The sequence below is a fragment of the Streptosporangium sp. 'caverna' genome (genome assembly GCF_003203775.1).
GTDB lineage: Bacteria > Actinomycetota > Actinomycetes > Streptosporangiales > Streptosporangiaceae > Streptosporangium > Streptosporangium subroseum.
Genome location: NZ_CP029711.1, coordinates 7,990,596 through 8,004,013, shown reverse-complemented (window position 1 = coordinate 8,004,013; position 13,418 = coordinate 7,990,596). Strand labels below are relative to the sequence as shown.

The 13,418-nt window shown below is 69.7% G+C and carries 12 protein-coding genes; 6 read left to right on the top strand and 6 right to left on the bottom strand.

All coding sequences use genetic code 11. The annotated features are described in order from the left end of the window. Nucleotides 1-78: 78 nt before the first annotated feature. From DKM19_RS34455 to DKM19_RS34445, 3 genes are read right to left on the bottom strand one after another with little or no spacing between them, the layout of a single operon-like run. On the bottom strand, nt 79-561 hold the full coding sequence (locus DKM19_RS34455) for a DUF350 domain-containing protein (RefSeq protein ID WP_110701557.1): 483 nt from the start codon (nt 559-561) through the stop codon (nt 79-81). Nucleotides 562-579: 18 nt separating this feature from the next. Continuing rightward, a complete protein-coding gene (locus DKM19_RS34450) occupies nt 580-1,740 on the bottom strand; it encodes a glutathionylspermidine synthase family protein (protein WP_110701556.1) in 1,161 nt (386 codons plus the stop codon). A gap of 10 nt (nt 1,741-1,750) precedes the next feature. Beyond that, entirely contained in the window at nt 1,751-2,152 is a 402-nt protein-coding gene (locus tag DKM19_RS34445; RefSeq protein ID WP_110701555.1) for a hypothetical protein, read from the bottom strand. Nucleotides 2,153-2,287: 135 nt separating this feature from the next. Between DKM19_RS34445 and DKM19_RS34440 the strand changes: the two genes are divergently transcribed. Further along, nucleotides 2,288-2,989 (top strand): YafY family protein, encoded by a 702-nt coding sequence (locus DKM19_RS34440; RefSeq protein WP_110701554.1) that lies wholly within the window; start codon nt 2,288-2,290, stop codon nt 2,987-2,989. 20 nt (nt 2,990-3,009) lie between these two features. Here DKM19_RS34440 and DKM19_RS34435 read toward each other — a convergent pair whose 3' ends face one another. Beyond that, the gene (locus DKM19_RS34435; protein ID WP_162641983.1) at nt 3,010-3,528 is read right to left on the bottom strand and encodes a MarR family winged helix-turn-helix transcriptional regulator; all 519 of its coding nucleotides are present in this window, start codon (nt 3,526-3,528) and stop codon (nt 3,010-3,012) included. Nucleotides 3,529-3,626: 98 nt separating this feature from the next. Here DKM19_RS34435 and DKM19_RS34430 point away from each other — a divergent pair, with 98 nt between their 5' ends. Next, nucleotides 3,627-4,886, top strand: coding sequence for an amidohydrolase family protein (locus DKM19_RS34430; protein ID WP_239514507.1), 1,260 nt, complete (start codon nt 3,627-3,629; stop codon nt 4,884-4,886). A gap of 46 nt (nt 4,887-4,932) precedes the next feature. Here the strand turns inward: DKM19_RS34430 and DKM19_RS34425 are convergent, their stop codons facing one another. Next, entirely contained in the window at nt 4,933-6,774 is a 1,842-nt protein-coding gene (locus tag DKM19_RS34425; RefSeq protein ID WP_110701551.1) for a glycoside hydrolase family 15 protein, read from the bottom strand. Between the two features lie 254 nt (nt 6,775-7,028). On the opposite strand from DKM19_RS34425, the gene DKM19_RS34420 reads away from it, so the two are divergent. The 4 genes from DKM19_RS34420 (at nt 7,029) to DKM19_RS34405 (ending at nt 11,686) form a co-directional block, all read left to right on the top strand. Further along, the gene (locus DKM19_RS34420) at nt 7,029-8,279 is read left to right on the top strand and encodes a sensor histidine kinase (protein ID WP_110701550.1); all 1,251 of its coding nucleotides are present in this window, start codon (nt 7,029-7,031) and stop codon (nt 8,277-8,279) included. Next, complete coding sequence (locus DKM19_RS34415) at nt 8,270-8,911, top strand: response regulator transcription factor (RefSeq protein ID WP_110701549.1); 642 nt, start codon at nt 8,270-8,272, stop codon at nt 8,909-8,911. Before DKM19_RS34420 ends, DKM19_RS34415 begins: the two co-directional genes overlap by 10 nt. A gap of 15 nt (nt 8,912-8,926) precedes the next feature. Next, entirely contained in the window at nt 8,927-9,727 is an 801-nt protein-coding gene (locus DKM19_RS34410) for a DUF4097 domain-containing protein (protein ID WP_162641981.1), read from the top strand. 159 nt (nt 9,728-9,886) lie between these two features. Continuing rightward, a complete protein-coding gene (locus tag DKM19_RS34405) occupies nt 9,887-11,686 on the top strand; it encodes a bifunctional serine/threonine-protein kinase/glutamate ABC transporter substrate-binding protein (protein WP_162641980.1) in 1,800 nt (599 codons plus the stop codon). Nucleotides 11,687-11,806: 120 nt separating this feature from the next. On the opposite strand, the gene DKM19_RS34400 is transcribed toward DKM19_RS34405, so the two are convergent. Beyond that, nucleotides 11,807-13,351, bottom strand: coding sequence for an alpha/beta hydrolase (locus DKM19_RS34400; RefSeq protein ID WP_110701544.1), 1,545 nt, complete (start codon nt 13,349-13,351; stop codon nt 11,807-11,809). Nucleotides 13,352-13,418: the final 67 nt, after the last annotated feature.

Sequence of the window (13,418 nt, the reverse complement as noted above, 5' to 3'; positions counted from 1 at the left end):
GCACGGTCCCACACGGCGAAGCCCGGCGGGACGTCGACGCCCCGAGAGGCCGACGCCCCGGGAGAAGGCCGTCCCCGGTCAGATGACGGCGGCGGCGGTGATCAGTCCGATGACCATGTGGGTGACCGCGAGAAGGCGGGTGCCGGGCTGGAGGTTGGGCTCCTTGACCAGCTCGCGGACCGAGATCCCCGCGACCTTGTCGAACGCGACCATCGCCACGGTCTGCACGGCGATGCCGACCAGGCCGAAGACCAGGGTCGCGAGCAGACCCTCGTGGAGGGCTCCGCCCGAGGACCAGATGGAGACCGAGACGATCAGCCCGACGGCGGCCAGGCCGGAGCCGGTGAGCAGGGTGGCGTTGGGGTTGCGGTCCACCTTGATCAGCTGGCTGAGCTTGCCCGGGATGGCCAGGTCGAGCACGTAGAAGCCGATGATCAGCAGGATGACGCCGAGCGCGGCGTAGGCGGCGATGGCGAGCGCGCCGCGGCCGAGGATCTCGGCGAGCGAGGTGGTGTCGACACCGGGCATGGGGACCGGGATCGGCAGGGGGGTGGGGCTCATGTGACTCTCTCTCGGGGCTCAGAGTTCGATGCGGTGCGGGACGAAGGACGACGTGTCGTCGGTGACGAAACCCGAGGTCTCGCGGATACCGACCCCGGCGGCCTCGTCGTGGATGACCCAGGCACCGAGCACGGGCCGCCAGCCGTCGAAGACGGGCAGTGCCTGGAACTCCTGGTAGACGTAGCCCTCGGCGCCGTAGCCGCCGGAGGTCTCGAGGCGGTCGCCGGGGGTGACGATCCGCATGTTCGCGCCCTCGCGGCCGAGGAGCGGTTTCACGATGTAGGAGGACATGTCCCGGGGGCCGTCGAGGTAGGCGGGCAGCAGGTTCGGGTGCCCCGGATACAGCTCCCAGAGCACCGCGAGCAGTGCCTTGTTGGACAGCAGCATCTTCCAGAGCGGCTCGATCCAGGTCATCGAGACCTGCTGGCGCACCGCCTGGATCCCGAACGGGTCGGCGATCGCCCATTCCCACGGATACAGCTTGCAGAGCGAGCGGATCACCCGGCGCTCCATGTCCACGAACCGCAGGTTGAGGTCGTCCCAGCCGATGTCCTCCATGGCCACCGCGACCGTCCTCAGCCCGGCCTGGTCGGCGGTCTCCTGGAGATAGGCGAGGGTCATCGCCTCCTCACCGCTCTGGTCCATGTTGGTCCAGGCGAAGTGCGCGGGACCGGTGGGGAGACCCGCCGAGATCTGCTGCCATCGGCCGATCAGCCGCTCGTGGATGGAGTTCCACTGGTCGTCGTCGGGATAGCGGTCCCGCAGCCAGAACCACTGCACGACGGAGCTCTCCAGCAGGCTGGTCGGGGTGTCGGCGTTGTATTCGAGCATCTTGGCCGGACCGGTCCCGTCGTAGCGCAGGTCGAACCGGCCGAACAGGTGTGGATCGCTCCGTTCCCAGGAGCGGGCGATCTCCGGTGCCACCCATTCGGGAATGGCGAAATCGGCGTAGCGGGCGTGCTCTATGACGTGCTCCACCGCGTGGAGGCACATCCGGTGCAGGTCCTCGACCTGATTCTCCAGGTCGAGGACCTCGTCCATGGAGAAGACGTACTGCACGGCCTCGTCCCAGTAGGGGCGCTTGAGGCCGTCGGGGTGGGCCGAACGGTGGTAGGCCAGGCCGTGGCCCTCGATGATGCTCTCCCAGTCGTCCCGGGGGAGTGAGGTCTCGCGTCTCATCGGTACCGGCTCAGCTCCCGCTGCCGCTGCCGCTGCGCCCGCCGAAGCCGCCTCGCTGGATCACTGTGCCCTTGCGGGTGACGATCTGGACGTCCGAGGGGCGTATGGTGCTGCCCTGCCTGATGTGGTTCCCCGTTCGAAGGCCGCCGTAGTACCAGCCGTAGGCGCCGTGGGACCCGGAGTAGTGGCCGTCGCAGTAGTCGTCGTCCACGTACGTGTAGGAGCCGTCCGGCTGGGGGTTGCTGAGGTCGACGCAGTCGGCGCCGACCTCCTCGTAGTCGTTCTGGGCCGAACAGTAACCGACGAGGAGGAGCGAGACGACGCCGATCCCGGTGAGCGCGATGACCTTGGACGCCTTCGACTTCGGAGGGGTCGAGGGCGGCTTGCCCGCGGGGTGTTGCCCTGCGGCCAAGGGGTGTTTCTCTTGTGCGGCCATCGAACTCCAATGAGATGCGTCGCCACAGGTTATCGATGCTGTTTTGTCTGTCAACAGCTGTATGCATCCTAACCAGCGACACTGTCGATGCCGAGGCGTAGCGTTGAAAATGTGAACCACACCGATCGCCTCTACGCGCTGGTCGAGGAGCTTCGCGCGATCGCGCCCCGGCACCGGTCGGCACGTGAGCTGGCCGCCGGGTTCGAGGTCAGCGTCCGCACGATCGAGCGTGACATCCACGCGCTCCAGCAGTCCGGGGTCCCCATCCAGGTGGGGCCCGGCGGGCACGGCTACGCCCTCGGCGAGAGCATGTCCCCGTCCCCGCTCACCTTCACCCCGGCCGAGGCCGTGGCGGTCGCCGTGGCGCTCAGCGGCGCGCGGGACACCCCGTTCGCCTTCCAGGCGCGCAGCGCCCTGCGCAAGCTGGCCGTCGCGATGTCGCCACCCGAGAGCGGCCCTGAGAGCGGTTCCGAAGGCGACGAGCCCGAGAGGCCCGCCGCCCGGGGCCACGCGATCATCGAGCCGGAGCCCTATCCCCGGGCGTCACGGGTGATCGAGCAGGCACTGCTCCACCGGCGGGTGCTGCGCCTCGAATACGAGGACCAGAAGGGGCGGACCACCGTCCGGGAGGTCGAGCCGGCGACCTTCGTGGGCGGCCGCGGCGGCCACTGGTACCTCGTGGGCATGTGCCGGCTCAGGCAGGACGTACGGGCCTTCCGGCTCGACCGGATCGGCTGGGCCGAGGAGACCGGGGAGACCGCGCCCGAGCACCCCCCGGGGCGGTTCTCCCATCCGGAGGCCGCCGAGGCGTAGCGCCGCCGAAAGCCGTCCGGTCAGTTCCTGCGCGAGGGTCGGGGCCGGTCTCCGAGCGCGAGCAGCACCTCGCGCAGAAGATCGGCCAGGGCCCGTGCGGTGTCCTCGGGGACATCCGAGAGCAGATCCTTGTGAGCCTCGCCCGTGGCCAGGGCGAGCTCTTCGGTTCGCCGGGCGCCCAGCGCCGTCAGGCATACCCAGGAACTCCGGCCGTCGGCTGGGTCGGGCTCACGCTCGACGAGCCCGGCGCTCGTAAGCCGCTGCAGGATGTTGCTCGTCCCTCCCGTCGTGAGCGAGGAGCGGGAGGCGAGATGGCTGGGCTTGAGACGATAGCCCGGCCCGGCCCGGCGCAGCGTGGCCAGGACGTCGAACTCCGCATAGGTGAGGCCGTACTCGTCGAGCACGGACTGGGTGGTCTCCTCGACGAGGGCCTTCAGCCTTCCCACGCGCTTGATGATCTCCAGCTGCACGGTGGCGGCCTCGGGCAGCTCCGCCCGCCATCCCTCCATCATCTCGTCGACGTGGTCACGCCGCGTCATCTCTCCCGGGGCCATGGGATTGAGGATAGCTCTACCGCCTGATAGCTTTTTAAAAAGCTTTCTACATTGCTTTATGGATGAGGAGATCCCTCGTGCGCATGCTCATAACCAACGGAACCGTGATCGACACCGAGCCGGAGCCGCACGTCCTGCCCGGAGCCGAGGTGCTCATCGAGGACGGAGTGATCGCCGCTGTGGGCCAGGGGCTCGGCGCGGACGGCGCCGAACTCCTCGACGCGACCGGTCAGATCGTGCTGCCCGGCTTCGTGGACACCCACCGGCACGTCTGGCAGAGCGCGCTCCGCTCCATCGCGGCCGACACGACGCTCGGCGACTACCTCGGCCTCGTCCTGGGCCGGCTCGCCCCCGCCTTCCGCGCGGAGGACGTTTACGCGGCGAACCTCTGGGGGGCGCTTGAGGCGCTCAACGCCGGTGTCACCACGCTCTACGACTGGTCACACATCCAGCTCACCCCCGAGCACACCGACGCCGCGATCGACGCCCTGCGCGAGTCGGGGGCCAGGAGCGTCTTCGGCTACGCGCATCCGGCCGCCGAAGAGGCCGCACGCCGGGAGGACGAGGTGCGGCGAGTCGCCTCGCTCGGCCTGTCCGGCCTCGTGACTCCCGCCCTGGCGGCGTGGGGGCCCGTATACGGCTCGGTCGCCGCGGCCGAGGCCGACTGGAGACTGGCCCGCGAGCTGGGGTTCGGGATCAGCCTGCACGCGACCGGGGCCGGGGCGGTGGAGCGGCTGCACGCCGCCGGCCTGCTCGGGCCCGACGTCATGTTCGTGCACGGCAACGGCTTCTCCGAGGAGGCGATGAAACTCATCGCCGACAGCGGCGGGGCCGCCTCGGTCTCGCCCGTCGTGGAGTCGCAGATGGGGCACGGGTATCCGGAGACCGGGAGGTTCCGCAGGTTCGGGATCCCCACGGGGCTCGGCGTCGACACGGTCATCGACGCGCCGGGCGACATGTTCACCGTCATGCGGGCCGCGTTCGCCGCGGAGCGGGTCAGGGGCGGATCGCTGACCGTGGCCGAGGTGCTGCGGATGGCGACCGTCGAGGGGGCCGAGGTCCTCGGGATGGAGGATCGGATCGGATCGCTGCGGCCGGGAAAGCAGGCCGACATCGTCATGCTCCGGGCCGACACCCTCAACCTCGCGCCGGTGCACGACCCGGTCGGTGCCGTGGTGACCGCCGCCGACACCTCCAACGTGGACACCGTGATCGTCGCCGGCCGGATCGTGAAGCGGGCCGGTCGACTGATCCACGCGGACGTACCCAGGGTCCTCGGCCTCGTGTCCCGTTCGGCGGCGCGGATCGCCGAGGCCGCCGGGGCGGCGGCGACCGTACGGTAGGCCGGACGGAGGGCGCGAAGCGATCCCGGCCGCGGGAGCGGCAGGTCTAGCCGAGGGCGCGGTCGAGGTTGAACGCGGCGCTGATCAGCGCGAGGTGGGTGAAGGCCTGCGGGAAGTTGCCGAGCTGCTCGCCGGTCTGCCCGATCTCCTCGGCGTACAGGCCGAGATGGTTGGCGTAGGTGAGCATCTTCTCGAAGGCCAGCCGCGCCTCGTCGAGGCGTCCGGCGCGGGCGAGCGCCTCGACGTACCAGAACGAGCAGATCGAGAACGTGCCCTCCTCTCCCCGCAGCCCATCGGGGCTGGCCGCGGGCTCGTAGCGGTACACCAGGGAGTCGGAGACCAGCTTCTTGCCGAGCGCGTCGAGCGTGGACAGCCATTTCGGGTCGGTGGGGGCGATGAACTTGGTCAGCGGCATCATCAGGATCGAGGCGTCGAGGACGTCGTCGTCGAAGTGCTGGATGAAGGCCTGCAGCCGGTCCGACCAGCCGCGCCGCATGATCTGCCGGTAGATCGCGTCGCGGGACCGCTGCCAGCGCGGTGTGTCGGCGGGCAGTCCGCGGCGGCGGGCCATCCGCATGGCCCGCTCGATCGCCACCCAGCACATCAGCCGTGAGTAGACGAAGTCCTTGCGCCCCCCGCGCGTCTCCCAGATGCCCTCGTCGGGCTGATCCCAGTTGCCGCAGACCCAGTCGACCAGGAGGTGGATCTGCTCCCAGTAGTCACTGGAGATCGGCCGGCACATCTTGTCGTAGAGGTAGACGGAGTCGATGAGGGCCCCGTAGACGTCCAGCTGGAGCTGTGTGGCGGCGGCGTTTCCGATGCGTACCGGGACCGAGCCCTGGTAGCCGTCGAAATGGGACAGCTCGGTCTCCGGCAGTTCGGTGCGTCCGTCGATGCCGTACATGACCTGCAACGGGCCCGACGCGCCGCTGTTGTCGTGGCTGACGTGCTTGGACAGGAAGCCGATGAATGCCTCCGCCTCCTCGCTGAAGCCCAGTCTGAGCAGCGCGTACACGCAGAACGCGGAGTCACGGATCCAGACGTACCTGTAGTCCCAGTTGCGCTCCCCGCCGACCTGCTCGGGCAGGCTGGTCGTCGCGGCGGCCACGATCCCGCCGGTCGGCGCGTAGGTGAGCAGTTTCAGGGTCAGCGCGGAACGGTGCACCATCTCCCGCCAACGGCCGCGGTAGAGCGACGCGGACAGCCAGCGCCGCCAGAACGCGACCGTCGCGGTGAACTCCCTCTCCGCCTCGGCGAGGGGGCACGATCGCAGCGCCGCGCCCTCGCCGTACCGGTCGAGGGCGAACACCGCGGTCTCGCCCTCCTCGAGTTTGAACTCCGACCACACGTCCTGGCCGTCGACCTCGATGGGCATACTGGCGGTCAGCGCCAGGCGGAGCGACGGTGACTCGAAGATCGCCCTGCCCTTCTGCAGGCTCACAGTGTGCGGCTGCCTCCCGTAGTCGAACCGGGGAGCCATTCGCGCCTGGAACGGCAGCGATCCGCGAACGCACATGACCCGCCGGATCAGCCGGTGCCGTCCGCTCTTGTGCGAGCCGTCGACGATCGGCATGAAGTCCTGGATCTCACCGACCCCGTCGGCGGCGTAGAACCGGGTGATCAGCACGTTGGTGTCGGGGAAGTAGAACTGCTTGGTCTTCGCCGGGATGCCGGGTGCCAGCTGGAACGACCCACCCTTCTCGGCGTCCAGGATCGAGGCGAACACGCTGGGCGCGTCGAAGCTCGGGCAGCAGTACCAGCTGATCGTGCCGGTCGTGTCCACGAGCGCCACGGTGCGCAGGTCACCGATCAGTCCGTGGTCGGCGATCGGCGGATACGGGGGGACTCCGGCCGGCTCCGGGTGATAAGCGGATTCCGTTGCTGTCATGTCAGCCTTTCCGCCATCCGCAGACACACACATTACGACCTAAAACTACGCTTTCAGGGTATTTGTATTGGTCTGTCCAATACCAAGGGGCCGGAAGGTTTCGGAATGGAGAGCGTCGCCCGGCGGACCAGGAGACAGGGCGGACCTGGGAGACACAGCGGTAGGTTGGCGCTTCCCGGGGTGAGGCCTGCCTCACCCTTTTACGGGATACCTCGCCCATGGAACCGGACGGTTGTGATCTCTACCGTGGTCGTATGACCGACACCGAGGCGATCACTCCCTGGGACAGGATCCGCCCCCACTGGTCGGCGCGGACCTGGCTTCGCACCGTTCACGTGGTGACGGGCGTTCCGCTCGCCCTGCTGGCCTCGCTGACGATCGTGGGCCTGGCCGTCCTGTCGGTGATATTCGTCTGGACCGTGGTGGTCCCGGTGATCGCGTCGCTGGTGCTCTTCCAGGCCGTGCGGGTGTTCACCTGGTTGCAGCGGTGCCGGTTCTCCGCCTTCCTGGACGTGGACATCCCCGCGGTGCCGCGCCGTTCCGAGGGCGGAAGGAACCCGTTGAAGCTGCTGTTCCACGCGGCGCGGACGAGGAGCACCTGGCGGCAGATCGGCTACCACCTGCTGTCGTCGCTGATCAGCGGGATCGGTTTTGTCGTGGTCGTCGGGGCCTGGTCGGGAAGCCTGGTCGCGGCCGCTCTCGCCGTACGGCGCTGGACCCTGGAGGGCGCCTGGACGAGCGCGACTTTCGCCCTTCTCGTCCTGCTCTCGCTGGTCCTGTTCGTGGCCGGGCCGTGGGTGGTGAGCGGGGTCACCGCGCTGGACGTGATCGCCGCCGAGGCCATGCTCGGCCCCAGCCTCAGCGACGAGCTGGTCCTGCGGGTGGAGACCCTGAGGGAGAGCCGCGCCGAGGTGGTCGACGCCGCCGACACCGAGCGTCGCCGCATCGAGCGGGACCTGCACGACGGCGCCCAGCAGCGGCTGGTATCGCTCGCGATGAACCTGGGCATGGCCCGCGCCACCCTCACCGACATCCCGGAACCCGCCCGGGAGGTGATCGCGCAGGCCCACGAGGAGGCCAAGCAGGCTCTCAAGGAACTGCGCGACCTCGTGCGCGGACTGCATCCGGCCGTGCTCAACGACGAGGGCCTGGACGCGGCGCTGTCGGGCCTCGCCGCGCGGGCTCCGTTCCCGGTACGGCTCCGCGTCGACATGCGCGAACGGGCCTCTCCCACGATCGAGGCGGTGGCCTTCTTCGTCGTGTCCGAGACGCTGACCAACATCGCCAAGCATGCCCGGGCCTCCGGCGCGCAGGTCGCGGTCGACCGCCGGGGCGACCTGCTCCACCTGACCGTCTTCGACGACGGGTGCGGTGGCGCCGACCTCGACGGAGGAACCGGACTGCGCGGCCTGGCCCAGCGGGTCGGGTCCGTGGACGGGGTCCTGCGCATCGACAGCCCCGGTGGCGGCCCGACGACGATCAGAGTGGAGCTGCCATGCGAGTAGTGCTCGCGGAGGACTCCGTCCTGCTCAGAGAGGGGCTCATCCGCCTGCTGGGCTCGGCGGGCATGGAGGTCGTGGCGGCGGTGGCCGACGCGGACGAACTGCTGCGCGCCGTGGACGAACACCGTCCCGACCTCGTCGTCACCGATGTGCGGATGCCCCCCTCGCACACCGACGAAGGACTGCGCGCGGCGCTCGTGCTGCGCCGCCAGCGGCCGGGCCTCGCGATCCTCGTGCTCTCGCAGTACGTCGAGGAGCGCTACGCCACCCAGTTGCTGTCCACGGCGACCGGCGGCCTCGGTTATCTGCTCAAGGACCGGGTGGCCGACGTCACCGAGTTCCTGGACGCGCTGCGCCGGGTGGCGGGGGGCGGTACGGCCCTGGATCCGGAGGTGGTCGCCCAGCTCCTGCTCCGCAGGCACAGCGATCCGCTGGAGCGGCTGACCCCCAGGGAACACGAGGTGCTGGCGCTGATCGCGGAAGGCCGCTCCAACAGCGGGATCGCCGAAATCCTGGTGGTCTCCGAGAGCGCGGTCGGCAAGCACATCAACAACATCTTCATGAAGCTCGAGCTCTCCGGCGTGGACAAGGACCACCGCCGGGTGCTGGCCGTACTGCGCTTCCTGAAGGTCTGAGAGAGGGACATGCCGATGCGAAGCAACGTCCGGACCGGCTGGATCGCCGTGGGCGGGACGCTCACCGCGCTCGCCGTACTCGGCGTCGCCCTGGCCGTGTGGGCCGAGGTCACCCGGCCCAGCACGGCGTACGAGACCGTCACCCGCCCGCCGCACTCGCTCACGTCGTCCAAGGTCGTGGTGGACACGATCGGGCCCGTCGACATCTCGATCGTCGCCGGTGCGACGGGGCGGCTGTCCATGACGCGGGGGCTCCTCTGGACCGGGGACAGGCCCCGGGTCACGGAGGAGTGGGAGGGCGACACCCTGCGGATCGGCGTCACCTGCCCGGGGAACGGCCACGAGGGCGGGACCGTCTGCCGGGCCGACTACACCCTGACCCTGCCCGCCGCCACCGACGTCGAGGCGAGGAGCCCCGAGGGATTGGTGACGGCCACCGGCGTCTCGGGGGACCTGCGGCTCTCCACCACCTACGGTGACGTGGTCGTGGACGACGCGCGGGGGACGTTGTGGGCGCGGACCGAGCAGGGGAGCGTGACCGGGAACAACCTGAGGTCCGCCGAGGCCGACGTCGAGATCGGCGGCGGCAACGCCACCCTGAGATTCGCGGGTCCGCCCGACAGCGTCAGGGCCGTGGTGAGGACGGCCGGGGACGTGGAGGTCACGGTGCCGCCCGGCGACGGCTACCGGGTGGAGGCCGACGCCAGAAGCAAGAACCTCGACATCCAGCTGGACCCCGAGGCCTCGCGAAAGATCACAGCGCTGGTCACCGAGGGCAATCTGCGGATCTTCTCGTCTGACCGGGCGGGGAACTGAGAGCCGTTTCATCCCCTCCCGTCAAGCGTGAGCTCTTCACGCTCCGCCGCTCCAGCGGAGACCGGTGATCTTCACGTCCGCCGCTTCAGCGGAGACCGGCGATCTTCGCCGCCCGAGTGTGTAATGTTCAGGCAAAGAGCCGTACGCGAGGGGTCGGCAGTGCCGGAGATCAAACCGTTGCGGCCCGGGGATCCGCCGCAGCTGGGGGATTACTCGCTCAGGGGCAGGCTGGGTCAGGGCGGACAGGGCGTCGTCTACCTCGGGGAGTCGGCGACCGGCGAACGCGCGGCCATCAAGCTGCTGCACGTGCGCTTCACCGGCGAGGCCCAGGCGCGATCCCGCTTCGCACGGGAGCTCGCGGCGGCGCGGAGGGTGGCGCCCTTCTGCACCGCCCGGGTTCTCAGCGCCGATCTCGAGGGTGAGACCCCGTACATCGCGAGCGAGCTGATCGAGGGACCCTCGCTGCGCCAGGTCGTCGAGCGCGACGGCCCGCTGGCCGGGGAGGCGCTCGAACGGCTCGCCATCGGCACGGCCACCGCGCTGACCGCGATCCACCAGGCGGGCATCGCGCACCGCGACTTCAAGCCGGACAACGTCCTGCTCGCCGCGGACGGTCCCCGGGTCGTCGACTTCGGCATCGCGAAAATCATCGACGAGAGCGGGACGATCACCACCCGCGCCGTCGGCACCCCCGCCTACATGGCGCCCGAGCAGATCGCCGGTGAGCGCGTCGGCCTCCCCGCCGACGTGTTCGCCTGGGGTTCGACCATGGTCTTCACCGCCACCGGGAAGGCGCCCTTCGGCGGGGACACGATCGTGGCGACGCTCAACCGCGTCATCAACCACGAGGCCGATCTGAGCGGCCTCCCCGACGATCTTCGCGAGATCGTCGCCGGCTGCCTGAACAAGGACCAGTCGCTCAGGCCCACCGCGGACGGGCTGCTGAAACGTCTGCTCGGTCATCCGGCGGACGAGGTGGAGGCCTCCGAGGAGGTGCTCGCGGAGGGCGCCCAGGCGGCGACCATGGACCTGACACAGGCCGAGGAGCCCGTTCGGACCACCCGGCGCCGGTCCGTGGTCGCCGGTGGGCTCGCGGTCCTCGGCGCGGCCGCCGCCTTCCTGTTCTTTCAGTTCGGTTTCACACCGGACGGGGACATCACGCCCATCCCGGCCGCCACCAGCCCGACTCCGGCTCCGACTCGGACGCTCTCCACCGGCTCCGCCCTGCTCGACCGGATCAGGGCGACGGGCAGGCTCCGGGTGGGCTACCGCGACGGACTGCCCGGAGTCTCACTGGGCCATCCGCCCCGGGGATTCGAGATCGAGGTCGCCGAGCACATCGCGAAGGCCCTGAAGGTGCCCGAAGGAGGGGTCAGGTTCGTCCCCGTGGGCTACGCCGCCCGGGAGGAGGCGGTCGAGGAGGGCAAGGTCGATCTCGTGATCGCCAACTTCTCGATCGACGCCGCCGACCCCGGCCGGGTCGCCTTCGCCGGGCCGTACTACGTGGCCCATCGCGACGTCCTCGTCCGCGCCGGCACGAAGATCTCCAAGCTGCGGGACCTGCGCGGCAAGAAGATCTGCGTCACGTCCGGCCTGACCACCGCCGCGATGATCCGTGACAGGGGAGTCGACGTCGTCACCGTCCAGGACGACGACATCTCCAAGTGTGCGAGCCAGGTCGCCGACGGCCGGTCCGACGCCCTGGCAGGGGACGACGTGGTGATCGCGGGCTTCGGGGCCCGCCTGCGCGCGGCCAAGCTCAAGATCGCCGGAATCCGGCTCACCTCGGAGCGGTACGGCGTGGCCCTGCGGCGCGGAGACTCCGTGGCGTGCCGGGCGATCAACGACGTGATCGGGTCGATGTACGCGGACGGGACCATGAAAGAGCTGCTCCAGCGCCACCTGGGCAGGGTTGATTTCCGCTTCGAGACCGAACTGCCCCGCCCGGAAGGCTGTTAGAGCCCCGCCCGGAAGGGGCTGTCAGGCCTCGTCCGGACGGTTATGGGGCCTCGCCCGGCAGATCCCCTCGCGGGGCTGTCATGGCCGTGCGAGGGGCCGGGCGGGGCGTCTGCCGGAAGGTCAGGGCGCGGGGCAGGTGGTCCCCTTCGCGGGGATCTTCCCGTCGAGGAGGTAGTTGTCGACGGTCTTCTTGACGCACGGATCGCCGGACAGGTAGGAGGCGTGTCCCTGTCCCCTGTAGGTCAACAGCACACCGGTGCCGAGCTCCTTGGCCAGCTTGGGCGCCCACTCGTACGGCGTGGCGGGGTCGCCGGTGTTGCCGATCACCAAGATCGGCGCCGAGCCGGCGGCGTTGACCTTCCTGGCCTCGTCACTGCCGGGGACCGGCCACAGGGTGCAGATGCTGCCCAGGCCCGAGCTGCCGAACAGCGGGGAGAGCTTCAGCGACTCGGCCTCGGTCCTGTCCAGCTCCGTTTTGGTCGGCCGCTCCGCGGTGTCCGCGCAGCTGATGGCGGGGAAGCTGCTCATGAGAGTCGTGTAGCCGCCGTCGGGCAGGCGGCCGTTGTAGTTGTCGGCCAGGGCCAGCAGGATCCGCCCGTCGCCCTTCAGCCCCTCGGCCACGGCCCGGTCCAGCAGCGGCCAGGTCAGCGGTGAGTACAGGGCGGCGGAGATGGCGGTGCTGGCCAGTCCCTGGGTGAGGGTACGGTCGCCGACCTTGATCGGCTTGGCCTTCAGGTCATACAGGAGTTTCTCGACGTTCTTGTCGGCGATGGTCGTGTCGGTGCCGATCTCGCACTGCCCGGCTTCCTTGACGCAGTCCTTCAGGAAGGACTCGTAGGCATGCTGGAACCCGGTCGTCTGGGCCAGCGTGCGCTGTTCCAGCGTGGCGCTGGGATCCAGGGTGCCGTCCAGCACCATCCGGTTCACGTTCTTGGGAAACCTGGTCGCGTAGATCGCGCCGAGCTGCGTGCCGTACGAGATGCCGAAGTAGTTGAGCTTCTGGTCGCCCAGGGCCGCGCGGAGGCGGTCCAGGTCCTGGGCGGCGTTCACGGTGCCGACGTAGGGAAGCAGCTTGCCGGCCGTCCGGCCGCAGGCGTCGACGAAGGCCTTGGTGCCCGCGTCGATCTCGGCCCGCTCGGCCTCGTCGGTGGGCAGGGTGTTCAGCGAGGTGTACTTGTTCATGTCCTCGTCGGTGCCGCACCTGACGCCGGAGCTGCGTTCCACCCCGCGCGGGTCGAAGCTGACCAGGTCGTAGCGGGCGCCCAGGGAGCCGAAGACCTTGGCCGCCTGCGCCAGGGTGTCGACGCCGGAGGCGCCGGGGCCGCCGAAGTTGAAGATCAGGGAGCCGATTCGCGGGCCGGGGCCGGTGGCCCTGGTACGGATGACGGCGATGTCCAGGGACAGGTCGTCGGGTTTGGCGTAGTCGAGCGGGACCGTGAGCTTCCCGCACTGCAACGAGGGGTCGGGCTTGGCGATCTGCCCGTCGGGACGCCTGATGTCGGTGCAGGTGGTCCAGGCGATCGCGCCCGCGGACCCGGCGGTGCTCGGATCGGTGTCCGGTCCCCCCACGAGGGCGGCGCTGTTCCGGCCGATGGTGCCGCTGCAGGCGGCCAGCGCGGTAGAGAGGACCGCGGCTACGGCGGCCGCCCTTAGCGTTCTTCGCATTACATGCTCCCCAGAAGTCATTCGCCCGGGGGAGTGGTTCGCCCCCCGAAGGCCATTCGCTCGGGGG

What these genes read in the sequence shown, in the direction of transcription:
- DKM19_RS34455 (WP_110701557.1), bottom strand. Translation starts at nt 561, where the DNA reads ATGAGCCCCACCCCCCTGCCGATCCCGGTCCCCATGCCCGGTGTCGAC.
- DKM19_RS34450 (WP_110701556.1), bottom strand. Translation starts at nt 1,740, where the DNA reads ATGAGACGCGAGACCTCACTCCCCCGGGACGACTGGGAGAGCATCATC.
- DKM19_RS34435 (WP_162641983.1), bottom strand. Translation starts at nt 3,528, where the DNA reads ATGACGCGGCGTGACCACGTCGACGAGATGATGGAGGGATGGCGGGCG.
- DKM19_RS34430 (WP_239514507.1), top strand. Translation starts at nt 3,627, where the DNA reads ATGCTCATAACCAACGGAACCGTGATCGACACCGAGCCGGAGCCGCAC.
- DKM19_RS34425 (WP_110701551.1), bottom strand. Translation starts at nt 6,774, where the DNA reads ATGACAGCAACGGAATCCGCTTATCACCCGGAGCCGGCCGGAGTCCCC.
- DKM19_RS34420 (WP_110701550.1), top strand. Translation starts at nt 7,029, where the DNA reads ATGACCGACACCGAGGCGATCACTCCCTGGGACAGGATCCGCCCCCAC.
- DKM19_RS34415 (WP_110701549.1), top strand. Translation starts at nt 8,270, where the DNA reads ATGCGAGTAGTGCTCGCGGAGGACTCCGTCCTGCTCAGAGAGGGGCTC.
- DKM19_RS34410 (WP_162641981.1), top strand. Translation starts at nt 8,927, where the DNA reads ATGCGAAGCAACGTCCGGACCGGCTGGATCGCCGTGGGCGGGACGCTC.
- DKM19_RS34400 (WP_110701544.1), bottom strand. Translation starts at nt 13,351, where the DNA reads ATGCGAAGAACGCTAAGGGCGGCCGCCGTAGCCGCGGTCCTCTCTACC.